Origin of the sequence: Promicromonospora iranensis (assembly GCF_028994775.1) — a bacterium.
Lineage (GTDB): Bacteria > Actinomycetota > Actinomycetes > Actinomycetales > Cellulomonadaceae > Promicromonospora > Promicromonospora iranensis_A.
Genome location: NZ_JAJQMN010000009.1, coordinates 157217 through 181523 on the forward strand (window position 1 = coordinate 157217; position 24307 = coordinate 181523).

Genomic DNA, 24307 nt, shown 5'->3' on the forward strand with positions numbered 1-24307 from the left:
ATGGTTCCACGCCCGAGCGACAGGTCCACGGAGTTATCCACAGCGTGCCTTCAACACCACGGTGTCGGTGGTCTCTGGGAGAGTGTCGCCATGCACACCCTGACCGACGCCGGTCGCCGTCCTGCCGCGCTCAGCGTCCTCGTTCTCGCGGTCGCCGGATGGACGTCCGTCCCGCTGCGCCTGCTGATTCCGGGCAACGAGCTCGACTTCGGCTTCACCATGGACAACGCGATCTTCGTGGTCGAGAACGCGGCGATGACCGGAACCGTCGTGCTCGGCGTCGGAGCCGCAGCTCTCCGGGTCAGACGAGTCCTGGTCGGGGCCATCGCCGTCGTGGGTGTGCACCTGCTGTTCCAGTTCGGCACGGCTGGGGTGCAGCTCGTGAACGGCGCCCGGCCCGAGCTCATCCTCGGCACACTCGTCGCGATCCTCGTGCTCGGGGTGGTCCTGGCCGGCGTCCTGCTCGCGCTGCTCCTGCGCACGCCGTCGACGGCACGCCGGGCCGGACTGGCCGTGGCCCTGGTCGGGGCAGTTGTCCACACCCTGTGGACAAGCGTGCTGCTTCCGGTGGTCGCGATGCTGCCCTACGGCGGGCCGCCGCCAGGGATGGTCGGCTCGCTCATGCTCACGATGGCGCTCAACCTGCTGGTGGTAGCGGCGGTGGCCCTGTGCGGTTGGGCGGCGTCGGCAGCGCGACGGGTCGGCGCGCTGCTGGCCGGCGTGGTCGGGGTGCTGGGGATCGCAGCAGGAGCCGGCGCCATAGGCGCCCTCGGCGGCGCCTATGCCGCCGTGCAGATCGTGCAGGCCCTGCTGACCCTTGCCGCCGTGCCGTTCGCGGTCGTCGCCGGCCGACGGCAGGCGACAGCCCGGCAGGCGGCATAAGGACTCGCCGGCCCAGCTGTCGCCCTACTTCGCGGAGCTCACCCGGATCTCCTCGAGTGCGACGACCTCGAGGATCTGCTTCACGATGATCGGTCCGACCGACTCCCACGAGAGCATCTCGGCGATCACCATGTAGGACAGGTCGTCCCCGGTGAAGCAGCCGCCACGATGCAGGGCGTTGAGGAGTCGGTGCTTGGGCCAGTCGAGCTCGTCGAGGCGCTCTACCCGCCGCACTGCGGGAAAGAGCCGGCCGACGGGCAACGACTTGAGACGGGTCACAGCGGCTTCGGCGAGGCGGGCGGTGCCGGTGTCGGTCTTGTTGTCGACGTGACCGACATACCAGGCGTCGTCCTCAGCCATGACCTCGCGAAACCACGGGAACACCTCACCCCAGGTGGGTGTGGGGGTGACGGCGGGTGCGTCGGACATGAACGGATGCCTCCAGTCCCTGTGTAGGTAAGTGCATTAATCCTTGCACCGTTCTACCGCCAAAACAGGCACGATCGGCTCTAGAGACCGGACCTCATCCACAAATTCACCCGTCTAGCGGTTGCCGAGCCAGGGAAGCCGTGCGAGCACCGCGCATGCCGAACAGGACCGAGGCCGCCAGGTACCCGAAGGAGAGGGCGACGAAGAGCCCGGGCGACCATCCGGCGTCGGGCACGAGGAAGGCGGCGAGGGCGGCCGCACCCACAAAAGCCGCGTTGTAGAGGACGTCGTAGAAGGCGAACGCTCGGCCGCGATAGGCATCCTCGGAGTCGCGCTGCACGATCGTGTCGACGGCGATCTTCGCGCCCTGTGCGGCGAGCCCGAGCAGCCCCGCGGCGGTGACGACGCTGACGAAGCTCGGCTCCGGCACGAGGATCAGCTGCGACAAACCGGCGACCAGCAGCATCACTGCGATCCAGGACTGTGGAGCCATCCGCCGTGCCAGGACGGCGGTCAGCACGATCGCGAGCGCGCCGCCCACGCCCGTCGCACCGATCACCGTGGCGAAGGTGGCGAGCCCGGCTGTCCGGTCGCCCGGCTCGGCCAGCAGGTTGCGCGACATCAGGATCGCGGCGATGAACACCACTCCGTACAGGAACCGGTGCAGCGCCATCACCAGCAGCGCCTGACCGGGAGTGCGGCGGGCGGCCAGGTAGCGGGCGCCGTCGACCAGGCCGCGCGCCACGACCACCACCTCGTTCCGGATCGAGCCGACGGCCGCTTCCTGCGGACCCAGCAGGGTGCGGGACATCCGTAGCCCGAGCAGGGAGGCACAGCCCATGACGACGCAGGCGCAGGTCAACGCCGTCGCGTCCTGGATGCGGCCGGCCGGCATCGCGAAGCCGAGCACAAAGCTCAGCCCACCACCGAGGAACGCGGCGCCCGCACCGAGCGTCGGCGTGAGCGCGTTCGCCGTGAGCAGCAGCTCGCCCTGGACCACGCGTGGCAGGCCGGCCGAGAGGCCCGCCAGCAGGAATCGGTTGACGCTCAGGGCCGCGAGCCCCAGGACGTAGATCGCGGGCGTGACGCCCTGCGTGAGCATCAGCACCGCCATCGTGCCGGTGATCAGCACGCGCACCGCGTTGCCGTACACCAGCACCTGCCGCCGCTGCCACCGGTCCAGGAACACCCCGGCGAACGGTCCGACGATGGTGAACGGCGCCAGCATGATCGCGAACGCGCCCGCGATCGCCGCGGCCGACCCCTGCGACTCCGGGCTGAAGAACAGCAGGTTGGCGAGACCCACCTGGAACATTCCGTCGCCCGCCTGGGAGACGAGACGAACCGCGAACAGCTTGCGGAACCCGGGCAGGCGCAGCAGCGCACGTAGTTCGGCAAGGACGGTCACTCGCTCACAGTAGTTGCCCGTCCGCTGCTGTGGTGGGCGACCGCGGCGTGGGCCGGGGGAGCACGAGCGGCCGGTCGGCGGCGTACGCCGGAGCACCCGGGCATGGGGAGTGCTATCCATGGTGCGGGCGGCGGCTGATGCATATTCTCCCAGGTCGGAGGTGGTTCCCGTGATGGATCCGTGTGTCGGTGGCGTCTGGGCAGGAGTAGTGGGATGAGGCCGTCTGACTGGTCGCCGGTGGGGTTGGACTCGGATCCGACTCCTGGGGATCCGGTGCTGGTGCTCTCCGGTGGGCAGGAGTATCTGGAGGTCGCGTCCTCGATCGATAACGCCGCGTCCGCGATGAGTCGTCTGGATGTCGCAGGCACGGTGTCGCAGGCGGTGGATGCGTTGATGGAGCGCAAGGAAGACACCATCGGCGAGATCCGCAAGGCCCACGGCCGATACCTCGCCGCCGGGGAGGCACTGGTCGGGTACGCGTCCTCCCTGGAACGTGTGCAGTCGGAGACGCTGACCGCGTTGGACCAGGCCCGGGATGCGCAGGACCAGGTGCAGGCCGCGTCGGGGTCGAAGGACCGGTGGCAGGACCTGGCCGACAGCGCGAAGGATGAGACGGAGAAGGCGGAGTACGAGCAGAAGGCCCGTCAGGCCGATGGGGAGGCCGAGCAGGCCGCGGGGGTCATCAGCTCGGCGAAGTCGACCATCGACTCCGCGGTCTCGGACCGGAACCGGGCGGCCGAGCATGCGATCGACCGCATCGAGGAGATCACTTCTTCGGATGATCTGAATGATGGGTGGTGGGACAACTGGGGGTCCAAGCTCGTCGCCGCGATCGCGGACATCGCCGACATGATCTCCACCATCGCCGGGATCCTCGCGATCATCGTCGCGTTCATCCCGGTTGTCGGCACCGCCCTGGCCGGAGTCCTGATAGTGATCGCCGCGGTCGCGGCCATAGTCTCCGCGGTCGCGAACATCACCCTCGCCGCGACGGGTGAACGCTCCTGGGCGGAGGCGGGGCTCGCGATCGCGGGTGCCGCGCTCTCCCTGATTGGTCTGGGTGCTGCGGCCAAGGCTGCGACCGGGATCGCGAAGGGGATCAGCAAGACCGCGGTCAAGCAGGGCCTGAAGTCCGGCAAGTCGTGCAAGTTCGGGTTCGGCAAGTGCTTCGTCGCCGGGACCCTGATCCGCACGCCGGACGGTGATCGGCCGATCGAGGAGATCGCCGTTGGCGACAAGGTCTGGGCCCACAACCTCGAGACCGGGACCGACGAGCTGCAGCTCGTCGTCGATACCTTCGTCCGGACGACTACCGAGCTCTTCCACCTCACGGTCAATGGCGAGCGGGTCTCGACCACCGCGGAGCACCCGTTCATGGTGCACGGCAGGGGTTGGCTCGACGCGGCATTCCTCAAGCCGGGCGACCTTCTGGTGACGCCGGAGGGCACCACCGTCGCGATCGAGAGCATCGAGACCGAGACCCGCGACGACGCCGACGCGGAGACCGTCTACAACTTCCACGTCGCCACCCAGCACAACTACTACGTCCACGCGGGCGACGTGGCCTTCCTCGTCCACAACGCGGACCACACGCACGGCGGCCTGACCGACTCGGACCGCATCGAAGACGCTGTGGACATCGCCAGGGGGCATGCCGACGCCAAGCACGCGTCGGAGTTCCCGGGGATGTCCGCGGACGATCTCGGCCGACACGTCACTGATGTCATGACGAATCCAGCACGCACCAAGGACCTGAGTAGGCTGCGAAGGGCCTTCCAAGGCAACGACGGTTCGACGGTCGTGGTCCACGACCCGCTGCATGCGGACGGCGGTACGGTCTTCAACCGCAGCAACGACATCGACGAATACTGGGGGGCGCTGGAATGACGGAAGCGAGACTGTTCGCACCGCGCGATCTGCTTGAGCCGAACGAGATCGACATGCTCGTCCGGGCGTTGCTGGAGTGGGGCGGGCCGGCCCATGCCAGCGACGAGCTCGCACGTGGCATGGGATTCGCCGGGGCTGAGGATCTTCTGGAGAGAGGGCGTTCGTTCAGACAAGATCTGAGAGGCAACGAACCGATCAGGGATGTGGACTGGGCGCGCATCCTCCTGGCCACCGAGATCGTGTTCGTCAGCGACCTCATGGGTTCAGGGACGGACTGGAGCACGACGACCGGTCTGACCGACGACGAGACCGTCAAGCTGCTTCGGGGTGTGCAGCGCAAGCTCGGAAACGTCCTGCGTCCGTTCTACGGTCGGACACCGACGAACCTCTGAGCGTGCAAAAGGGCGGGCCGCATCAGGTGACGCCCGTCGACGTTCACCTGGCGGCCACCTTGTTGCCACCTCGGGTCAGCCAGGTCGCCATCAGACGAGGCCACGGTGCGAAGCGTGTCCCCCAACCGCCGCCACGCGGCATTCATCGCTTCCGGCGCTGCCCTCGCACTGGGGCTGAGCGCGTTTCCGGCCTTCGCGGTCGGTCAGCAAGCATCGACAGGTTCGACAGACGCCTTCGGGGTCTCGACAAGCTCGACCCACGGTTTCGGTTCGAGCGCCGGTGTCGTCTCGGCCAGCGGTGTCGGCACGGCCCCGGGAGCCGGGTCGACCCGTCCCGGCGAGACCTTCCACCGGCTCGCCACCTACCCCGTCTTCCAGAATGCTCCCGCGGACGCCGACCCCGCCGACGAGACGGTCGCCGAGATCTCCGCCGTCAGCGAGGACGGCAACACCCTGATCCACACCGACGCCGCCGCGCGCCGCATCGGGTTCGTCGACATCAGTAACCCCGGTGCGCCCCGGGGCCTCGGCTCGCTCTCGCTCGCCGAGCTCGGTTCGGAGCACGACGAGCCGACGTCGGTCGCGGTCGTCGGCGACTACGTGCTCGTCGTGGTCGACAGCTCGACGTCGTTCACCTCACCGTCCGGCCGCCTCGACGTCGTCGACCTCGCGACGCGCACCCTTGTGCGTTCGATGGACCTCGGCGGCCAGCCCGACTCGATTGCCGTCACACGCGACGGCGCGCACGCCGTGATCGCCATGGAGAACCAGCGCGACGAGGACGTGCTGCCCGACACCGGCGAGGGTGAGGAGGGCGACCTCCCGCAGGCGCCTGCCGGGTTCCTGCAGTTCGTCGACCTTCCGGGTGCCGACCCGGCGGCCTGGCGGACCCGCCCCGTCGAGCTCGACGTCGCGGCGCTCTCCGCGGCAGGCCTTGACACCCCGCAGGACGCCGAGCCGGAGTACGTGTCGATCAACCCGTCCGACACCAAGGTCGCGGTGACGCTCCAGGAGAACAACGGCGTCGCCGTGCTCGACGTCGTGTCCGGCGAGCTCGAGAACGTGTTCTCGGCGGGCGACGTCGCGCTGGAGGGTGTGGACGTCGCCGACGACGGCGCCATCGACCAGACCGGTTCCCTCGAGGCGGCTCCGCGTGAGCCCGACGCGATCGGCTGGGTGGACGACGCACACGTGGCCACCGCGAACGAGGGTGACTGGAAGGGTGGCACGCGCGGCTGGACGGTCTTCGAAGCCGCGACGGGCGACGTCGTGTGGGACGCCGGCACCGAGCTCGAGGACCTCGCCGTGCGCGTGGGCCTGCACAACGACGACCGCGCCGGCAAGAAGGGCGTGGAGATGGAGGGCCTGTCGGTCGCGACGCTCGACGGCGTCCGCTACGCGTTCGTGGGCTCCGAACGGTCCAACTTCGTGGCGGTCTACGACGGGTCCGACCCGGCTTCCCCGCGGTTCGTGCAGGTCCTGGCCACCACGAACGGCCCCGAGGGGATCCTGCCGGTACCGTCGCGGAACCTGCTCGTCGTGTCGTCCGAGGAGGACTCGGCGAAGGACGGTGTGCGCTCTTCGGTGTCGGTGTTCGGCAAGGGAAAGCGGTACGCCACCGCCGCGGGATCACCCGCGTTCCCGTCGATCGTGTCGGCCGACGTCCGGACGGCGACGGGCGCGTCGAAGCCGATCGGGTGGACGGCGCTCGGCGCGCTGTCGGCCGACCCGACGAAGCGCGACCGGCTGTGGACCGTGACAGACGCCGCGATGTCGCCGACGTCGATCCTCTCCGTCTCGACGGCGGGCCAGCGTGGCAAGAAGGCCCGTCCGGCGATGATCGATCGCGAGATCGTCGTCACCGAGGACGGCGAGCCCGTCGGCCTGGACGCCGAGGGCATCTGGGCCCGGCCGTCGGTCAAGGGCAGGGCCGGCGGCTTCTGGCTGGGCGTCGAGGGCGCGACCGGTCCCGAGAACGCGCTGGTGCGCGTGTCGGCGTCGGGCCGCGTGGAGGAGCGCGTCAGCCTGCCCGGTGACATCGCCGCCGGTCTCGGCAAGTGGGGCATCGAGGGTGTGACCGGAACCGTGGACCGCACGGGCGAGCACCTGTTCGTCGCGCTCCAGCGCGGGCTGACCAGCGACGACGGGGTGGGTGGCTACGCCCGCATCGGACGCTACGACGTCGCGACCGGCGAGTGGACCTGGTTCGGCTACCCGCTGTCCGCGCCGACGGCCGCCGGCGACTGGGTGGGCCTGTCCGAGGTCACGGTGGTGGATCGTGACACGCTCGCGGTCGTCGAGCGGGACAAGCTCAACGGCCCGGCGGCCGCGCTCAAGGCCGTGTACACGGTGGACCTGCCTTCGGGGGCCGAGACCAAGGTTTCGACAAGCTCAACCAGCGGCGTGACGATGCTCGACAAGGAGCTCGCGATTGACGTCCTGCCCGCGCTGCGTGCCGCCAACGGGTGGACGCAGGAGAAGCTCGAGGGGCTGACGATCGGTGGCGACGGCCGCGTGTACGCGGTGACGGACAACGACGGCGTGCAGGACGCGACCGGAGAGACCGTCTTCCTCGACCTGGGCGCGGCGCGCAAGCTGTTCCGCTGAGGCTCGGCGCCTGGCGGTGACCACAGATCTGCGGGGTGTGTCGCTCTGAGTGGACGAGGTCTACTCAGAGCAACACACCCCGCAGACGTGCAGTCGCCCTCGGGGAGCGCCGCGCTCAGCCCCGCGCGCCCACGTGGATCGCCAGGGCTCCGTACGCCGGGACCGACGCCGTGAACCAGCCGTCACCGTTGACGGTTCGTGTCACCGAGCAGTTGGCCGAGGCGACGACGTCGCAGTACGTGCCCGCCGGGAGCGACGTCTGGAACGAGCGCTGCACCGTTGATCCTGTGTTGTTCAGGACCACGTATCCCCGGCTGCCGCGGCCGTAGGCGACGAGGTTGCCGCCGTCGTCCCACCAGTTCGTGACCTGTGTGCCGGACACCGCGTTGTGGAACCCGACCATGCCGCGGACCTCCGTCCAGCGCTGGGTGCACGTCCACCGTCCGGCACCGCAGGTCGCATCGGGCACCGAGGTCTCGGTGGCGCCGGGCGCTCCGGCGTCGGTGTTCGAGAACTCGTAGCCCGAGTACACCGTGGGCGACCCGTACGGCCAGGACAGCAGGAACGTGTTGGCCAGGACGTACTTGGCGCCCCACTTGTAGCTCATCGACTCGCCGTTGCGCTCGGTGTCGTGGTTGTCCACGAACACGCCCGCCCGGTCGGACCGCAGCTTGCCGTCACCGATGAAGCGCAGGTTTCTGATCTGCCCGTCGAAGTCGTGCCTGAGCTGCCGGGCGTAGTCGAACTCGTGCGAGTCACCGCTGCCCAGGTACTCGGACGGCTGGATCGGCTCACCGGCAGCACCGATCACCTCGTGCACCCAGAACACGTTCGAGCGGTTCATCCGGCTCTTGATCGCCTCGAGGTCCGACGCCGGGATGTGCTTCGCCGCGTCGATCCGGAACCCGTCGACGCCGAGGGAGACCAGGTCGTCGAAGTACGCGGCGAGCCTGCCGCGCACGTAGTCAGAGCCGGTACGCAGGTCCTGCAGCGCGACCAGGCGGCAGTTCTGCACGTCGTAGCGGTTCGTGTAGTCGGCGATGTTCCTGCGGCAGTCGTTGAAGTCCTGCGCACCGTACGTGCCGGCGAAGTTGTCGTCGGAGTAGGTGGTGCCGGCCACTCCGGTGCCCGACTGTCCGGCGCCCGCCATGTGGTTCACCACGGCGTCCGCGATCACGCCCACCCCCGCGGCGTCGCAGGCGGCGACCATGTTCCGGAACTCGGCGCGGGTGCCCAGCTTCGACTCGATCCGGTAGCTGACGGGCTGGTAGGAGGTCCACCACTGGGTGCCGCGGATGTGCTCCGCCGGCGGGGAGACCTGCACGTAGCCGAACCCTGCCGGGCCGATGACGTTCGTGCACTCCGTGGCCACGGAGTCCCAGGTCCACTGGAACAGGTTCAGGATGACGTCCCCGTCGCCGTGCACCGGGGTGGCGGCCCGGGCGGGTTCCGCGGTGGGCGTGGCCGCTGTCGCGGCGAGGCCAAGGGTGAGCGCGGTGGCGAAGGTCGCCAGGGCGGCGAGCAGACGGCGGGGCACGGTCGGGCGGCGCGTCATAGCGGCTCCTTGCGGCGTGGTCCCGGCTGTGGCGCGTGCGGCGTTGCAGCGCCTTTTCCGGATCTTGCAGCAAGGGTTGCAGGGATCCACGGCGACACGCCAGGGTTTCGGGTGAAAAGTTCGGAGCCCTGGCGTGTCGGAGGTGCGGGTTCAGCCGGCGTCGAGCCTGTGGATCAAGAACCCCAAGTACGACGGGTAGTTCTCCCCGTTGTCAGCGCACGCCTGCCCTGTGATCCTTGCCGCCGGGAGAACTGAGCCATTCATGGGCCATGACTGCTGCCTCGGGGAGCAGGGCATGGCCTTGTCATGCCGAGCGGGGTGGAGAGCAGCATGGGCGATCTTGTGATGGACGACGCGTTCCTCGCGACGGTCGAGGGCGACCTGGGCCAGATGAAGGACCGCTTGTACGAACCGCTGGACGCGATCAAGCGAGCCGATCCGTCGGCGGTCGGTGAGCCGGACCTCATCGAGAAGGTCGAGCACTTCAAGAACAGGTGGGACCACAGCATCGACCAGATGTGCGAGGCCACCGGGAAAGCGCAGGAACAGCTCCAGAAGATCCGTGAGGCTTTCGCCAAGGTGGACGCGGACCTCGCCGCAGCGCTGGGAGGCAAGTGATGGTCCACTACGAGCACATCGGTAGCGACCCGACGCCCGGTGACCACGCGGTGACGGGGAACCTCGCTGACGGCCTGACCGGCGGTCACGAAACCTTGGAACGGGTGAAGTTCCTGCTGGAGAGCGTGAACGAGGGCGAGTGGTTCGGCGAGACGGCGATTGCCTTCCGGGCGATGCTCCACGACGACTTCCGGCCCAAGGTGGTCGACGCCGAGGGCGCGTTCCGCAAGGCGTCGTCGGCTCTGGAGACATGGGCCACCAAGCTGGAGAGCTTCCGCCGGGACGCGGACAGCCTGGACCGTCGTCTCGGCGAGGCGAAGGCGGCCCAGCAAGCGGCTCAGGCCGCGTACTACAACGTCCCCGGTGGCCCACCGCCTCCTGACGACGCCACCGAGGCGGAGCACCAGCGGTACGAGGAGAACGAGCGCAACCGTGGCCAGGCGCGCGAGCGCCTGGAGTCGGCCGAGCAGAGCGTCAACGGGATCTGGACGGAGATCGAGGCGCTCGTTCGCGAGTACGACGCGGCGTCCGGGGCCCTCCTCAGCGAGTTCGACACCGCTGCCGCGATGGCTCCGGACGACCCGGCCTGGTACGAACGGGCGATCGACTGGGTCGGTGACCGGTTCGAGGACCTGGGCGACTGGGTGGCTGACCTCGGCGACATGATCCTCGAGTGGGCCGCCGAGAACGCCGGCCTGCTCAATCTCATCTCGAACATCCTCAACGTCGTCGCCCTGGTGACCGGGATCCTGGCGCTGCTGCCCATCCCCGGCGTCCAGGTCCTCGGCCTGGTCAGCCTCGCGGCGACCGCCGGGAGCACGCTCGCCTCGTACCTGTCGGCAGCGGGACAGGCAGGCTCGTGGAAGGGCGGGTTCACACCGTCCGTCGTCGTCGGGATCATCGCGACAGCGCTCGGCGTCGGCGCCCTGGGTGCCACGTTCAAGGCGACCGCGGCCGCTGCGACGACCGCGGGCCGGACAGCGCCGACCTTCGGTCAGTTCGTCCTTGGCCAGGGTCACCAGATTCCGGGTATGTTCACCCTCGCGGCCAAGGGCGGCGCGATCGAGTCGACCGCCGAGCTCGGCTGGCGCGCGGTGGACGTCATGTTCGACCAGGGCATGTGGTTCGGTACCACGCCGATCGGCCTCGGCATGATGGGCTGGGACACCAAGAACGACAAGAACGGCACGTACGACAACCAGAAGGGGGTCACCCGGTGACCGTGACGACGTCCGCCGAGGCTGACAACCCCACCCGGTGGCGTCTGCGTACCCGAGTTCCCGACGACTGGATCGAGCTCGCCGGCACGCTGACGGCCGAGGAGGCCCTCGGCACCGTCCGGTCCGCGCTCGACGCGGTCGACGTGCCGCTGCCCGAGGCTGACGCGAGCAAGCTCCTCGCCGGCCTGGAGTCCTGGCGCGACATGTGGCGCAAGGAGCGGGTGCTCCTCCACGGCCTCGTGTACCAGGGCGCCGAGCACGAGGGGCCGACGGCGGTGGGCCGGGAGATCTTCTGGAACATCATCGGCACGGTCACCGAGATCACGGCGTTCGACGGTCCGCTCTCGCTCCTGGAGGTGGTCCGGCGGGTCATCGCCGCGAAGGCGGGGATCGACCTCGACCAGGCGTACACCGAGGCCTTCGAGACCGGGATCGGCCCTGCCATCGGCCTGACGACGAGCTATGAGGCCACGTATCGGCAGCCCGGTGCTCCGGAGGACGCCGAGCCGGTACGGGGCACGGTAGGGCTCGCGGCAGTCGTTGCCGCACCTGCGACCGGTGGGCCGGGCCTGGTCCTCATGGGGTTCTCGACGGACCCCGATCAGGTCCAGGGCGTCGCGATGATCCTTGCCGCCATGGCGGGCCCCGCGACCATCACGCCGGTCGACAAGGACGGCAACCCGGTCTTCAGCGGTGCGCCGTCGCTCACGGACATGCCACCGCTGGACGACGCGGCGCCGGGAGCGCACGAGTCCCAGCAGGCCGGGTGAACGGCATGGCCACCACCTCCGCACGGACGACGACGCCGAAGCGACACCCGCGCTCGCTGCCACCCATGCCCGAGGAGCTGCCGCTGCCGGCGACGTTCGGTGACTGGTACGACACCGCCGCGACGAACCTGGGTGTCGCGGAGAAGCGCGACAGCGGTGCGCGGCGCATGCTGGCGGGTGCCGTGATGCTGGCGGGCGTCTCCGCGGGTGCTGGCCTCGTTGCCGGGCCGGTGGCGGTCCTGTCCGGCGACGGCGCCCCGGGGGAGACCGCTGACGTCGCGTCGCTGGTGATCGGTCCCGTACTGGCTCTCGGCGTGCTCGTGTGGTGGTTCTGGTACCGCCGGGACTGGGCGCGGGTGCGCCGCTTGCGGCACGCGTGGTCCCGCTCGATCCGCGACCCACGTGTGCTGGCACTCCCGGCGCGGCCGCATCAGGGCCAGGGGCCGGACCCGGAGGAACAGCATGACTTCCGTGCGCGGGAACGCGCCGCTCTCGCCCCGTACCCCGGGCTGCGCAGCGTCGGCGGGGTGACCGGCGGCCTCGACGCGGTGCGCGCCGGGCTCTACCCGATCGTCTTCCTCGCGGGTCTGGTCGGGATTCTCGCCACGCTCGGTTCGGACACCGCAGACGGTGAGGTCAGCCGGGCGCTCCCGCTCGTGCCGTTGGTCGTCACGGCGCTGTGGGCCACCACGCGCGCCTGGCAGCGCGTCGCGGACTCCTCCGCGCTGGTCGCGCTGCAGGCCGACGACCGCCGTCGGTGGGCGGGCTGGCGCGTGGTCCGCGGGGTCGACCACCCCGCACCGGCGACGCCGTGGTACCGGCGGCTCAACTGGGCGGTGCTGCCGATCGCGCTCGGCGCGCTGGCGGTCCTCGTGTTCCGCGTCGGGGCAGGTGAGATGACCGGCCAGGCGGTCGTGATCGGGCTCGCGCTCTGCGTGGTGCCCGCCGCTGTCGTGTCGGTGTCGTTCCTGGTGCGCTCGCTCGGCGCGCGGTCGCAGGGCGGTACGAACGGCGTCGGGGTCCAGGTCTCCGCGGACGACGTCCCGTCGCTGGGGCCCGTCTCCGTCACACCCGGGCAGGGGGTACTGCGTGCCGCCGCCGATGGGATGGCGCTGGATGCCGGCGGCTCCACGGTTCCGGTCCCGGCAGGCTCGGCGCTGGTCAGTGGCGAGCCGCACGCCTTCGCGACCCGTCGCCACTGGATCCTGCTGCCGGACGGGTCGCAGGTGCCGCTGACCTGCGGCGCGGTGCGCCCGCTCCGGGAGCTGGCGCAGGGGGCAGGTCTGCGGGTTCTGTGAGCCCGCGCAGACGACGGCGCCCCGCGGAGGTATCCACGGGGCGCCGGTACGGACGCGGCTCATGGCGGGATCAGTCGTCGTTGGGCATCAGGATCCAGAACGCGAGGTACGCGAGGAACTGCGGCCCCGGGATGAGGAAAGAGGCGACGGTGAGGACCCGGACGAGCGTGGGGTCCCAACCGAATCGGCGGGCGACGCCGGCGCAGACGCCGGCGATCATGCGCCCCTGACGGGGACGGGAGAGGGTCTGTGTGCTCATACCGTCGACGCTACGGCCGTCGCGGCGCACCGGGTATCCGGTGATCCCCTGGACCGTCCCTGAATGGTTCCGGAGAGCAGTCGGGGTGGAGCCGGGCGGTCCGGCCAAAGGCTCAGGCGGCGGGACGCTCGTTCGGGATGACGACCCAGCAGATGAGGTAGGCCAGGACCTGCGGCCCAGGGATGAGGACCGAGGCGACCGTGACGACCCGCACGATCGTCGGGTTCCAGCCGAATCGGTGGGCGATGCCGGCGCAGACGCCGGCGATCATGCGCCCCTGGCGGGGACGGGAGAGTTTCTGTGTGCTCATTCCACCGACGCTACGGGTCCTACCGGGTTGAGGGTATCCGGGCTCACCCGGATCCTGCCCTGAACGGTGGCCGGGGGTCCGCCGGCAGCGGACCGGGTGAACTTCGTCGAACGTGGTTGTTCCCGCATTCTCGCCGGCCGTAATCTCGGCGAGCCCTTGTCCGGACAGCACTTCGGCGGTCCCGAGGGTTTCTGAGAGGAACGACGATTGAACCCCTTTCGGTCTGCGGGTGCGGTAAGCCGTGCCCTGACGGTGCTGACCAGCGGCGCCCTCGTCGCCGGTCTGATCGCCGTGCCGGCGCTGCCTGCGTCGGCCGTGACGGCAGAGCCCTCACCGTCGCCGTCCGTGGCGTCGTCGGCGGTGGCCGAGCCGGCCCCGATCCTGGCGACCACGATCAACGGCGAGGTCTGCGCCGACGAGCCGGTCTGGCACTCCGGTGACGGCACCTACGTGGTGCTCAGGTGGACCACCACGTTCGAGCTCCCCACGACGGCGACAGCCGTCCTGCACACCGTCGTCGGGCCCGACGGCGCGGACATCGACCGGAGCCCGGCGCCGGTCGAGAACGGCGTGGCCACGGGTGAGCGCACCCTGCCCCTGGACCATGGCCAGGTCTACACCCTGAAGATGCGGCTCCGCGGCGCTGACGGCGCCTGGTCGCAGGAACCGGTGGCGTCGTGCGTCTTCGGCGTCCAGCACCCGCCCGTCATCTCCGCCGTCGTGCCGGCTCTGGGCGCCGACGCCGTCTACGTGAGCGGCGAGCCCCGCGGCGGGGTGGGCGTGGCCGGTAAGTACCTGGTGGCGGCCACGCGCCAGGGTGAGGCCGTCGCGTACGAGTACGCCGTGACCGGAACCTCGAGCCGCCCCGCGACCTGGGAGACCACCCCCGCGCCCGACGGCGCCCCAGCGGTGATCCCCGTGGTCCCGGCGGCGTCCGGCACCCAGTACCTGCATGTGCGGGGCATCGACCGGTACGGCGTACGCGGCCCGACCCTGCGCAAGAGCTTCCTGGTGGGAACGGCCACGACGTCCAAGCCGTCGCCGCCACCGGTCACCGTGGCCGACGTGGAGGACGGCGGCCCTGACGACGGCCGGATCCCGCTGGCCGTCACGCTGACGAACGACCTGGTCACCAAGCCCATGGGGGAGGTCGTGCTCCGGTACGGGACCCGGGAGATCGGCCGCGCCACCTTCGCTGCGCAGTCCGAGACCGTCCTCGTGGAGCAGGCCCCGCTCGGCTCCGGGTTCAAGCAGGTCACCGCGGAGTACCGGCAGTTCGACGGGGCTCCGGTGCTCTCCACGTCGGCACGGATCTGTGCCCAGGACTGCGCCTTCACCGGTGGCAAGGTGGCGATCACGGCCCTCGGGGACGTTCGGCTGGACCCGCAGCTCCTCGCCAAGGTGTCCGGCTTCTCGCCGAAGCCCACGTCCTACGAGTACGAGTGGCTGAGCGCCGGCAAGGTGGTCGCCTCCGGGCCGGACGAGGTCGGCGCCCACTACCTCAGCCTTCCGCGGGACGAGCGGCACACGCTGTCCGTCCGGGTGACCGCCCGTGGTCCGCGCATGGTGCCCAAGACGGTCACGGCGTCGGTCAAGATCGGCGACCGCGCGGACCCCGACGTCTGTGCCGGTGGCAAGGCCATCGGGTCGAGGTGGCTGAGCAACTACACGTACTGCAGCAATCGCGGGGACGGCCTGGTCGGTGACCCGGGGAGCGGCCGCGCCCTCGAGATGCTGGTCGCCGAACCCTGGTTGGACGGCTACACGTCCTCCAGGTCCGGCGAACCTCCTGCCGACCAGGGTTACACCGCCGACTACTGGTTCGACATGGCTGGGTACGTCCAGGGCAGGGGCTGGGAAGGACTCAAGAGGAAGGGCGACGTCTACTACGTCGGAAGCGTCGGCGAGCGCCGCCGCCTCGAGGCGCTCCGCATCGACGACGGCGGCGTGCTGGCCCCGTACTACGACGTCTGGTACCGCGCCTACGTACCGAAGCACGGCTGGCTGGGCTGGGCCAAGAACGGCGGGAACGCCGGCACCGTAGGATTCGGCAACCGGATCGAGGCCATCGAGGTCAGGGTCCTGCCGAAGGGCAAGCGTCTGGTGTCCGGGACGGGCAACGCGGCGTACTACTCCGCCGCGACGCAGCGACAGGTGCACGTCCGGTCCTACCTCAAGACGTCGAACGTGTGGCGCGACGCCGTGGTCGGGGGCTCGACCGCTGGGCTGACCCGCACCAGCCAGCGTCTGAACGCGGTGCGCGTCGACGTCGACGGGACGAGGTACTCGGGTGGCATCCAGGTGGCCGCCAAGGTCGAGGGTGACGGGTGGCGCCGATATGTGGGGAACGACCGCGTCGCGGGGACGTACCACCGGACCGATCGGGTCTCCGGTTACCGGATGCGGCTGACGGGTCAGATGGCCGAGCGCTATCACGTCTACTACCGGGCGCACGTCGCCGGGACCGGCTGGCTCGGCTGGGCCAGGAACGGCAGCTCCGCGGGTTCGGCGAGCTACGCGAAGCGGGTCACCGCCGTGCAGGTACTGCTCGTGCCGAAGGGTGACCCCGCGCCGCAGAGTGCCAACGGCCGGGTGGCCTACCTCCGCTGAGCCGGCACCCGGAAAGGGCACCGCACGGAGAAGGGGCACCGCACGGGCCACCCGTGCGGTGCCCTCACCAGCCGTTCGGCACCAGTACCTTGCGGATCCGCTTCTCGCTGACCGAGCCGTCGGTGCCGAGCTGCTGCGCGAACAGCGAGACGCGCAGCTCCTCGAGCAGCCAGCGCACGTCCGCGAGCTCGGCGGCGCGTGCGGCGTCGGGGGAGCCGGCCATGTACGCGGCGAGCGCCTTCTCGTACGCCGCGGTCACGTCCCCGATCCGCCAGGCGAGGTCGGAGTCCCGCGCGGGGTTCTCCGCGGCCTTTGTCAGGCGGTGCGAGTCCGCGCGCAGGTAGCGCGCGAGGTGCGGCAGCCGGCGTGGTGGCGTCGCGGCAACGAACCCGTCGTGGATCAAGGACGCGCGGTGCTCGCGGATGTCCTGGAGCGTGTTGAGCAGTGCGAGGCTGCCCGACGCGCGGACCTCCGCCTCGAGCGTCCGGCTCGCCGACAGGGCGGCCACCACGTGCCCGACGACGCGGTACACCTCGTCCTCCAGGTGCTGGCGGACGAACGCCAGCGCGTCGGCATACGCGGAAGCCGACCGCACGGCCGCGGCGTCCGGCCCACCCGGCGGGGTGTCGTAGCGTGCGGAACCCGTCGGCGACGTCAACGAGACGACCGCGGCCAGCTGCAGGTCCGCGACCAGCGCCTCCGTGTTCGAGTACGGCGACGCCGCCATCGTCAGCGACTGCGTGCCGGTCCACCGCGACGTGATCCGCCCGGTACCCAGCGCGGCCTCCGACACGAGCAGCCGCCGCACCCCGGCGGCGTGCAGCGCATCCCGCTGCGTCTCGTCCGCCAGGATCCGCAGCGCCACCCCCATGGACCGAGCCTGCCCCTTCACCTTCGGAGCAGCCTCCTCCACGAGCGCGGGGAACCCCCGCACCACGACCCCGGCTCCCACGTCCGTGGACACCGACCCGGGCAGCACCCCGCCGTCCGCCAACCCAGCAGGCCAGGAAGTCAGCCCACTCTGCTCCGCGATGACACCAGCCCCAGCATCAGCGGAAACACCCCCGCCAACCCCGCCACGAGTACTGCGCGCCACCACCTCGGAAGGCGACGCCCCTACGGAGGGTGCGGAAGGCGAAGACCCTCGCGCGGACGTATTCCTTCCCGAAGTGGAGGGCCCCCTGGGGCCCGTGAACGCGTCCGCGCGAGGGTCTTCGCCTTCCGCACCCGCCCCGCCCGAAGCGCCCGCCCCACCCGAACCAGAACCGGAAGCAGCCCGAGCCTCAGCCAGCGCCGCCCCCACAGCGCCACGCACAGCAGACCGCACGGCAGCCTCGGCCCGCCCTGCCAGCTTGCGCTGCAGCAGCAACAGATCCTTCGACTCGTCCAGCACGATCGCCGACGCGTCCCGTCCCCGCCCGCGCTCCTCGACGACCCTGAACGTCATCCGGAGGTGCCCGGGGAGGCGCGAGATCCGCTCCTCGTCCCAGACCTCCGGCGGCACGATCACGTCACGGAGCGCACGGACCGCTCGCGTGAAGGCGGAGACGTAGGGCTCGGCCATGTCGCCGGCCCGCACGATGTCCTCCCAGGCCGGGCACTCCTCGCGGATCCACGCGACGACGTCGCGCGCGACGTCGGGCGCCGGCACGAGCTCGCGCCGCACCGCCTTGGGCAGTGACTTGATGGTCGCGACCGTCAGCTCCTCGAGGAGCCCCGGAACCATCCAGTCGAATCCGTCGGGCACCACGCGAGCGAGCACCGCGATGGGGATGTGCACGGTGACGCCGTCGGCCTCGGAACCGGGCTGGAACTGGTAGGTGAGCGGCAGGGAGAGCTCGCCCTGGGGCCACTTCTCGGGGAACTCGGACGTGTCGACCGACGCGTCGCCGACCAGCTGCTCCATGGTGAACGTGAGCAGGTCCGGCGTCTCCTTGCGCGCACGCGACCACCAGCGGTCGAAGTGCGCGGCCGAGACCACGGAGTCGGGCACACGCTCGTCGTAGAAGGCGAAGAGGTCGTCCTCGTCCGCGACCAGGCCGCGTTGCCGTGAGCGGGCCTCGAGCTCGCCGGCCTCCTCCAGGAGGGCGCGGTTGTCGTGGAAGAAGCGGTGGTGGGTGGTCCACTCGCCCTCGACGAGCGCGTGCCGCACGAACATCTCACGTGCCGCCTCGGGGTCCACCTTGGCGTACAGGACGCGCCGGTCGGCCACGATGGGCACCCCGTACAGCAGCACCTTCTCCGAGCACATCGCCGCACCCTGCTTCGAGGACCAGTGGGGCTCGGAATAGGTGTGCTTCGCGAGCGGTCCGGCGAGGTCCTCGGCCCACTCCGGCTGGATCCGGGCGACGTCGCGCGCCCACAGGCGGCTGGTCTCGACGAGCTCGCCCGCCATGATCCACGCCGGCGGCTTCTTCGACAGGGGAGACCCGGGGAAGATCGCGAACCGCGCCCCACGGGCACCGATGTACTCGTTGCGCGCCTGCTTCTTCGCGCGCTTCAGTGCGATCTCGCGCTGGGCGCCCCGCAGGTGCGCGACGGCGGACGCCTTGACCTCACCCGTGTCCTGCATCCCGAGCTGCGAGAGCAGCCCTGCGAGCAGCGACTTGTGGATCGTGTCGTCGTCCCACGTCTGCCGGTACGACGTCGGCTCGGCGTCCGCGGACGCGCTCTCGGTGGTGAAGCGATCGGTGCTCGACCCGCTGGGCGGGTTCGATCCACGGGTGCGCGGCTGGAACGACATCTCGATGCCCAGCGGCTTCGACATCTCGCGGAGCTGGGCGACGACGTCCTGCCACTCGCGGATGCGCAGGAAGTTCAGGTACTCGGACTTGCACAGGCGCCGGAAGGCCGAGCTGCCCATCAGGTGCTGCTGCTCCCGCACGTACTCCCAGAGGTTCAGATACGTGAGGAAGTCGGAGCGCGGGTCGGCGAACCGGGCGTGCAGCTGGTCGGCCTGCGCGCGCTGCTCGGCCGGGCGCTCGCGGGGGTCCTGGATCGACAGCGCGGCCGCGATGATGGCGACCTCGCGGGCGACGCCGTGCCGGGAGCCCTCGATGACCATGCGCGCGAGGCGCGGGTCCATCGGGAGCTGGGCGAGCGTGCGGCCCACCTCGGTGAGCTGCGTGACCGTCCCGCCGTCGGTGCCGGTCGAGACCTCCTCCAGCGCGCCGAGCTCCGTGAGCAGCTGGACGCCGTCGCGGATCGCGCGCGTGTCCGGCGGCTCGACGAAGGGGAAGCGGGCGACGTCGTCGGGCGTGCTGACGACGCCGACGGAGATCATCTGCAGCAGCACCGACGCCAGCGACGTGCGCAGGATCTCCGGCTCGGTGAACTCGGGGCGGCTGTTGAAGTCCTCCTCCGAGTAGAGGCGGATCGCGATGCCGTCGGCGACACGGCCGGAACGGCCGCTGCGCTGGTTGGCGGAGGCCTGCGACACCGGCTCGATCGGCAGCCGCTGCACCTTCGTCTGCTTCGAGTAGCGGCTGATGCGAGCAGTGCCGGGGTCCACGACGTAGTGGATGCCGGGAACGGTCAGCGAGGTCTCGGCGACGTTGGTCGCCAGGACGATGCGCCGGGAGGCATGCTGCTGGAAGACCCGGTGCTGCTCGGCGCTCGACAGCCGCGCGTACAGGGGCAGGATCTCGACGTGCTGCGGGTGCTTCGGGTCGCGCGCGCGTTCCTTGAGGTGGCCGGCGAGGCCGTCGGCGGTGTCGTGGATCTCGCGCTCGCCCGAGAGGAATACCAGGATGTCGCCGTTGCCCTCGCGCAGCAGCTCGTCACACGCCTCGATGATGCCCGTGACGAGGTCCTTCTCCTCGCTGCCCCGTTTCGACGGTCGAGACCCCTTCGCTCCCGCCTGCCGAGCGTTCCGCGCGGCCTCGGCGGCGCGGGACGACTCGTCGTCCGGAGCCTCGTCCGGCGACAGCGGCTGGTAGCGGATCTCCACCGGGAACGTACGGCCGGAGACCTCGACGATCGGGGCGAGCTCCGGCAGCACGTCGGTGACGTAGGCGGGGGCTCCGCCCCGCTCGGCCAGTGCCGCGGGGGAGAAGTGCGCGGCGAACCGCTCCGAGTCGATGGTGGCCGACGTGATGATCAGCTTGAGGTCGGGCCGCTGGGGGAGGAGCCGCGACAGGTAGCCGAGCAGGAAGTCGATGTTGAGGGACCGCTCGTGCGCCTCGTCGATGATGATCGTGTCGTAGGCGAGCAGCTGCGGGTCACGCTGGATCTGGGCGAGCAGGATGCCGTCGGTCATGACCTTGACGAGCGTCTGGTCGCTGGACTGGTCGGTGAACCGGACCTGGTAGCCCACCACGCCGCCGAGCTCCGTGCCGAGCTCCTCGGCGATACGCTCCGCGACCGTGCGCGCCGCCAGCCGCCGGGGCTGCGTGTGCCCGATCTGGCCCTGCCGGCCCCGCCCGAGCTCGAGCGCGATCTTGGGGATCTGGGTGGTCTTTCCGGAGCCGGTCTCGCCGGCCACGATCACCACCTGGTTGTCGCTGATCGCCGCGGCGATGTCCGCGCGTCGCGCGGAGACGGGCAGCTGGGCCGGGTAGGTGATGGGCGGCACCTCGACGGCGGCGCGCTTGGCGGCCGCCGCCTCGAGCTGGGCCGTCGAGACGCGCTGCGGTCCGCCACGGCGGGGCCGGCGGTTCTGCCGTTCGCTCTGCTTACCCGGCCCACGGCGACGGTTCCGGCCCCCGCCCGGGCGGCCGCGATCGCCGTCGGACACTGGGGCGGAAGAAGGCTCGGTACTCACAACCCCTCATTCTCCCAGGAACGGCAAGGTCATTTGCCACCGGGCCCGCAGCACGGGTCAGGCCGCAGGCCATCCGGCCGGTCTGCGGGCCTGACCCGGCGACGTCTCAGCTCGCCTGCGCCGCGTTGAACAGGTCCAGCGCACCGTGCTGGCAGCCGTGTCCCGCGGACACCGGGACGCGCGGGCCGTTCCAGTGCGGGCCGTACATACCGAGCGTGTCGCGGTTGTTGGCGTACGCGGCATCGGCCTGCCGGTCGAGGTAGGCGCTGTACGGCCGGTCGCCCAGCGCGGCGTTGAGCTTGCCCAGGCCACGCACGTAGGCGCCCTTGAAGGAGGCGCCGTCGCTGGTGCAGTCGTCACCCTCGTTCACCTCGCGGAGCACGCCGCCCGGGTTGAGGTACGTGGAGCTGGTCGAGGCGTCGGCCAGGCTGCGGGCGGTGCTCAGCAGCGCCGCGTCGCCCGTGGCCCGGTGGAGCTCGGCCAGCGCACCGAGAACGACGCCCTGGTTGTAGGTCCAGGTGGGCTCGCCGTTGTTGACGCAGGAGTCGTTCAGCCCGTCGTTGATCAGGTTGCCGGAGTTGATCATGCCGCTGGCCCGGAACCAGTCCCAACCCTGCTGCGCTCGCTGGAGGTAGGTGGTGTCGCCGGGGATCCGGTTGTGCAGCGCCGCGTTGAGCTGGATGTACAGCTCGTTGGTGATGGCGTTCTTGTAGGCGATGCCGGTGTTCCACTGGACGCCGCCGCCGCACTTGCTGGTCCAGTACGCGCGCATGTGGTCGGCGTCGGCGCGTGCCGTGCTCAGGTACCGGCTGTCGCCGGTCAGGTCGTAGGCGGCGATCCAGGCGAGGCCCCACCAGCCGGTGTCGTCCAGGTACTCGTTCCGGAACTGGCCGTCGCGCGCGCCGACGTTCTTGTCGTAGGTCTCGGCGATCGCGTAGCGGTAGCTGCCCATCCCGCTGATCCGGGCGTTGTCGATGACGGCGGTCAGCGCGTTCGCCCCCGTCCACCAGCCGTTGGTCTCGAACAGGCCCGTGTCCCGGTCCCACAGCATCATCAGCGCGGTGGCGGCCTCCGTCGAGCGGCTGCCGGCGTTGCGGTCGTTGCGCGCCCAGCCGGTGCACGCGATCTCGGGCCGGTCGCCCGCCTTGCCGCAGGCGCGCAGGGCACCGACGCCGAGGTTGTCCCAGTCGTCCACGTTGTACATCTGCGTGCGCCAGCCCGTGGAGCCCGCGGGAACGGACGTGGCGCCGAGCCGGCTGCCAGACGCCCAGGTCCGTCCGCCGTCGAAGGACCGGTCGAGCCAGACCTCGTCGCCCGCCTGGCCGCCGTCGAGCGAACCCCAGCCCATGACGTCGGGGTCGGAGACGTGGAGCCGTATCGTGCGGCCGTGCACCGTGGCGCTCGCCGGCACACGGTCGCCCGCCGCGACCCCGGGATCCCGGGCGTCGCAGTGGATGTCGCAGATCACCGCCTCGGGCGCGGAGGCCGTTCGCGGCCCGGTACCGCCCGGGGCGGCGGTCTCCGTACGGACGGCGGGTGCCACCGGAGCGGCGTCCGCCTGCGTGGCCGGGGAGAGGGGCACGACCACGAGACAGGTGAGGGCGACAGCCGTCGCCGAGCCGACGGCGAGCCGCGCCGAGCGGGTCCGTGGGCGCGTACGGTCGGAGGGTGCTGACAGCGATGTCATCGGAACTCCTCGTGCTCGTCCTTGCTTCCGTCAGGGGAGGGGTGGAGCGATGGAGCGGCCAGAAGACGGCCCGAGCCGAGCCTCGGCCCGACAAGATTCACCCGGAAGCGGTGGCACGTCAAGAGTCGGGCGCGAGCGGTGCCACCGACATGGGGATGGCTCCCCATGTCGCGATGGGCACCACCTCCGTAGGCTTTCGAGATTCCTGTGACGCACACCGGGATGCCCGAGGGGAGCGGTATGGCAGACAGCCTGACGGTCGGCGGACGCGCGGCCCACGGCGGCGCGGACCGTGAGCGGCCCGCCGCCGACGACGCACCGGGTGGGCCGGCATGACGGCCCGCGAGCTCATCGCCCTGTGCGAGAGCCAGATCAACGGCCTGAGCCGTACTCGGCAGGCGTTCGAGCACAGTGGCGCGCCGGAGCATGTCGACGGCCTGATCGACGACCTGCGCGTCACCGCGTCCGGCTGGGGCGCAGCAGTCAGCAGCCCGCCGGACGGGGACCCTGTGGCACTCCGCGTGGGGGCGCGGACCGTCCGGGACGGTGTGCCGGGCTTCGGGACGGTGGCCGACGCGCTCGAGGCCTACGCCTCGGCCCTCGAGTCGGGGCAGACCCGGCATGCCACGGGGCTGGCCCACCTGCGTGCCGCCCGGCACTGCGCGGCGGGACTCGCAAAGGTCGGCGAGGACGAGCCGGACCGGGCCGAGGCGACGTCGAGGGCTGCGATCGCCGTGCTCGACGTCGCGTGCGCGGGTTATGCCGCCTGCCAGGACGCCTACGAGGCCGCGCGGGACGCGGAACGGGCGCTCTACGCGGCGCTGTCCTACGTCCGCGCCAGGCCCCCGGGGTACCGGAGTGACCTGAGCGTCTGACCGGGCTCGGTACGTGCGGGCAGCTCAGTACGAGCAGGTGTCGAGCAGCGGCTGCAGCGCGGACTTCACCCGCTCTGCCCCCATGTCGGCTCATGCCGCGCCACGACGCACGGTCCGCCTCCGCCCGGTCTGCTCGCGCGGGGTCTGGGGCAGACCGGGCGAGCAAACGGGCCGAGGCGGACCGTGGCGGACCGTGGGAGGAGCTGGTACCGGCGGTTCAGCCGACGGACAGCACACCCAGGTAGTAGCCGAGGCCGACCAGGGCGAGGGCGCCGATCGTCTCGATGATGGCGAGCGCGAGGCCCCAGCGGGCGAGCCACAGGTCGAAGCCCTCCTTGCCGGCGCGGGCGACGGCGATGGCGTTCAGGACGACGCCGATGATCGGCAGGGCTGCGAGGAAGAAGGTGAGGAGGCTGAAGACGGTGGTCTGCGGGTCCTCCTCCTCGACGGCCTCGGCGGGGGCGGCGACGGCGGTCTCGGCGACGGCGGGGGTGGCCACGGCCACAGCGGTCTCGGTGACGGCCTCGGCCGGGGACGGCGCGGCGGCGTCGGTTGCGGGGGCCTCGGTGTCTGCCTTCGCCTCGGACGTCGCTGCCGGCGCGGCAGGCTCGGTCTCCACGACCTTGGTGGCGGTGGCTGCCGCGTTCTCGTCGGCAGTGGCCTCGGGAGTCGTGGTGTCGGGCGTGGTCATGGTGGTAGTGCTCCCCTGGTTGAGGTTCTATGAAATGTCAGGCCATA

18 protein-coding genes are annotated in these 24307 nt (G+C 70.8%); 10 read left to right on the forward strand and 8 right to left on the reverse strand.

The features are described from left to right. Positions 1-90 precede the first annotated feature (90 nt). A complete protein-coding gene (locus LUU90_RS18030) occupies positions 91-882 on the forward strand; it encodes a hypothetical protein (RefSeq protein WP_275005045.1) in 792 nt (263 codons plus the stop codon). A gap of 24 nt (positions 883-906) precedes the next feature. Here the strand turns inward: LUU90_RS18030 and LUU90_RS18035 are convergent, their stop codons facing one another. After that, entirely contained in the window at positions 907-1311 is a 405-nt protein-coding gene (locus LUU90_RS18035) for a hypothetical protein (protein ID WP_274994597.1), read from the reverse strand. A 106-nt stretch (positions 1312-1417) separates the two neighbouring features. After that, a complete protein-coding gene (locus LUU90_RS18040) occupies positions 1418-2719 on the reverse strand; it encodes an MFS transporter (RefSeq protein WP_275005047.1) in 1302 nt (433 codons plus the stop codon). A gap of 213 nt (positions 2720-2932) precedes the next feature. Between LUU90_RS18040 and LUU90_RS18045 the strand changes: the two genes are divergently transcribed. The 3 genes from LUU90_RS18045 (at position 2933) to LUU90_RS18055 (ending at position 7605) form a co-directional block, all read left to right on the forward strand. Then, positions 2933-4606: a polymorphic toxin-type HINT domain-containing protein gene (locus LUU90_RS18045; RefSeq protein WP_342470622.1), complete on the forward strand. Its 1674-nt coding sequence runs from the start codon at positions 2933-2935 to the stop codon at positions 4604-4606. After that, on the forward strand, positions 4603-4998 hold the full coding sequence (locus LUU90_RS18050) for a hypothetical protein (protein ID WP_275005050.1): 396 nt from the start codon (positions 4603-4605) through the stop codon (positions 4996-4998). The genes LUU90_RS18045 and LUU90_RS18050 overlap by 4 nt, the downstream gene beginning before the upstream one ends. A 114-nt stretch (positions 4999-5112) precedes the next feature. Continuing rightward, complete coding sequence (locus LUU90_RS18055; RefSeq protein ID WP_275005052.1) at positions 5113-7605, forward strand: esterase-like activity of phytase family protein; 2493 nt, start codon at positions 5113-5115, stop codon at positions 7603-7605. A gap of 115 nt (positions 7606-7720) precedes the next feature. Here LUU90_RS18055 and LUU90_RS18060 read toward each other — a convergent pair whose 3' ends face one another. Beyond that, complete coding sequence (locus LUU90_RS18060) at positions 7721-9160, reverse strand: alpha-amylase (RefSeq protein ID WP_275005054.1); 1440 nt, start codon at positions 9158-9160, stop codon at positions 7721-7723. Between the two features lie 330 nt (positions 9161-9490). Between LUU90_RS18060 and LUU90_RS18065 the strand changes: the two genes are divergently transcribed. The 4 genes from LUU90_RS18065 to LUU90_RS18080 are packed head-to-tail and all read left to right on the forward strand — an operon-like array spanning position 9491 to position 13066. Further along, positions 9491-9778: a hypothetical protein gene (locus LUU90_RS18065; RefSeq protein WP_275005055.1), complete on the forward strand. Its 288-nt coding sequence runs from the start codon at positions 9491-9493 to the stop codon at positions 9776-9778. Continuing rightward, positions 9778-10998: a putative T7SS-secreted protein gene (locus LUU90_RS18070; protein ID WP_275005056.1), complete on the forward strand. Its 1221-nt coding sequence runs from the start codon at positions 9778-9780 to the stop codon at positions 10996-10998. The genes LUU90_RS18065 and LUU90_RS18070 overlap by 1 nt, the downstream gene beginning before the upstream one ends. Beyond that, entirely contained in the window at positions 10995-11768 is a 774-nt protein-coding gene (locus tag LUU90_RS18075; RefSeq protein WP_275005057.1) for a hypothetical protein, read from the forward strand. Before LUU90_RS18070 ends, LUU90_RS18075 begins: the two co-directional genes overlap by 4 nt. Positions 11769-11773: 5 nt before the next feature. Continuing rightward, complete coding sequence (locus LUU90_RS18080) at positions 11774-13066, forward strand: hypothetical protein (RefSeq protein ID WP_275005058.1); 1293 nt, start codon at positions 11774-11776, stop codon at positions 13064-13066. A 70-nt stretch (positions 13067-13136) separates the two neighbouring features. Here the strand turns inward: LUU90_RS18080 and LUU90_RS18085 are convergent, their stop codons facing one another. Further along, positions 13137-13325: a PspC domain-containing protein gene (locus LUU90_RS18085; protein WP_275005059.1), complete on the reverse strand. Its 189-nt coding sequence runs from the start codon at positions 13323-13325 to the stop codon at positions 13137-13139. Positions 13326-13437: 112 nt separating this feature from the next. After that, positions 13438-13635, reverse strand: a complete 198-nt coding sequence (locus LUU90_RS18090) for a PspC domain-containing protein (RefSeq protein ID WP_275005060.1) — start codon at positions 13633-13635, stop codon at positions 13438-13440. 207 nt (positions 13636-13842) lie between these two features. On the opposite strand from LUU90_RS18090, the gene LUU90_RS18095 reads away from it, so the two are divergent. Then, positions 13843-16245 carry a hypothetical protein gene (locus LUU90_RS18095; RefSeq protein WP_275005061.1) on the forward strand — a complete coding sequence of 801 codons (2403 nt, stop codon included), beginning with the start codon at positions 13843-13845 and terminating at the stop codon, positions 16243-16245. A gap of 64 nt (positions 16246-16309) precedes the next feature. Here the strand turns inward: LUU90_RS18095 and hrpA are convergent, their stop codons facing one another. Both hrpA and LUU90_RS18105 read right to left on the reverse strand, forming a co-directional pair. Continuing rightward, complete coding sequence (gene hrpA / locus LUU90_RS18100; RefSeq protein ID WP_275005062.1) at positions 16310-20980, reverse strand: ATP-dependent RNA helicase HrpA; 4671 nt, start codon at positions 20978-20980, stop codon at positions 16310-16312. 133 nt (positions 20981-21113) lie between these two features. Further along, positions 21114-22694 (reverse strand): glycoside hydrolase family 76 protein, encoded by a 1581-nt coding sequence (locus LUU90_RS18105; protein WP_275005064.1) that lies wholly within the window; start codon positions 22692-22694, stop codon positions 21114-21116. 332 nt (positions 22695-23026) lie between these two features. Between LUU90_RS18105 and LUU90_RS18110 the strand changes: the two genes are divergently transcribed. After that, positions 23027-23569 carry a hypothetical protein gene (locus LUU90_RS18110; RefSeq protein WP_275005065.1) on the forward strand — a complete coding sequence of 181 codons (543 nt, stop codon included), beginning with the start codon at positions 23027-23029 and terminating at the stop codon, positions 23567-23569. Between the two features lie 217 nt (positions 23570-23786). On the opposite strand, the gene LUU90_RS18115 is transcribed toward LUU90_RS18110, so the two are convergent. Then, positions 23787-24260 carry a hypothetical protein gene (locus LUU90_RS18115; protein WP_275005067.1) on the reverse strand — a complete coding sequence of 158 codons (474 nt, stop codon included), beginning with the start codon at positions 24258-24260 and terminating at the stop codon, positions 23787-23789. Positions 24261-24307 lie beyond the last annotated feature (47 nt).

What these genes read in the sequence shown, in the direction of transcription:
- LUU90_RS18070 (WP_275005056.1), top strand. Translation starts at nt 9,778, where the DNA reads ATGGTCCACTACGAGCACATCGGTAGCGACCCGACGCCCGGTGACCAC.
- LUU90_RS18045 (WP_342470622.1), top strand. Translation starts at nt 2,933, where the DNA reads ATGAGGCCGTCTGACTGGTCGCCGGTGGGGTTGGACTCGGATCCGACT.
- LUU90_RS18030 (WP_275005045.1), top strand. Translation starts at nt 91, where the DNA reads ATGCACACCCTGACCGACGCCGGTCGCCGTCCTGCCGCGCTCAGCGTC.
- LUU90_RS18105 (WP_275005064.1), bottom strand. Translation starts at nt 22,694, where the DNA reads ATGACATCGCTGTCAGCACCCTCCGACCGTACGCGCCCACGGACCCGC.
- LUU90_RS18115 (WP_275005067.1), bottom strand. Translation starts at nt 24,260, where the DNA reads ATGACCACGCCCGACACCACGACTCCCGAGGCCACTGCCGACGAGAAC.
- LUU90_RS18065 (WP_275005055.1), top strand. Translation starts at nt 9,491, where the DNA reads ATGGGCGATCTTGTGATGGACGACGCGTTCCTCGCGACGGTCGAGGGC.
- LUU90_RS18050 (WP_275005050.1), top strand. Translation starts at nt 4,603, where the DNA reads ATGACGGAAGCGAGACTGTTCGCACCGCGCGATCTGCTTGAGCCGAAC.
- LUU90_RS18060 (WP_275005054.1), bottom strand. Translation starts at nt 9,160, where the DNA reads ATGACGCGCCGCCCGACCGTGCCCCGCCGTCTGCTCGCCGCCCTGGCG.
- LUU90_RS18085 (WP_275005059.1), bottom strand. Translation starts at nt 13,325, where the DNA reads ATGAGCACACAGACCCTCTCCCGTCCCCGTCAGGGGCGCATGATCGCC.
- LUU90_RS18080 (WP_275005058.1), top strand. Translation starts at nt 11,774, where the DNA reads ATGGCCACCACCTCCGCACGGACGACGACGCCGAAGCGACACCCGCGC.
- LUU90_RS18110 (WP_275005065.1), top strand. Translation starts at nt 23,027, where the DNA reads ATGACGGCCCGCGAGCTCATCGCCCTGTGCGAGAGCCAGATCAACGGC.
- LUU90_RS18090 (WP_275005060.1), bottom strand. Translation starts at nt 13,635, where the DNA reads ATGAGCACACAGAAACTCTCCCGTCCCCGCCAGGGGCGCATGATCGCC.
- LUU90_RS18035 (WP_274994597.1), bottom strand. Translation starts at nt 1,311, where the DNA reads ATGTCCGACGCACCCGCCGTCACCCCCACACCCACCTGGGGTGAGGTG.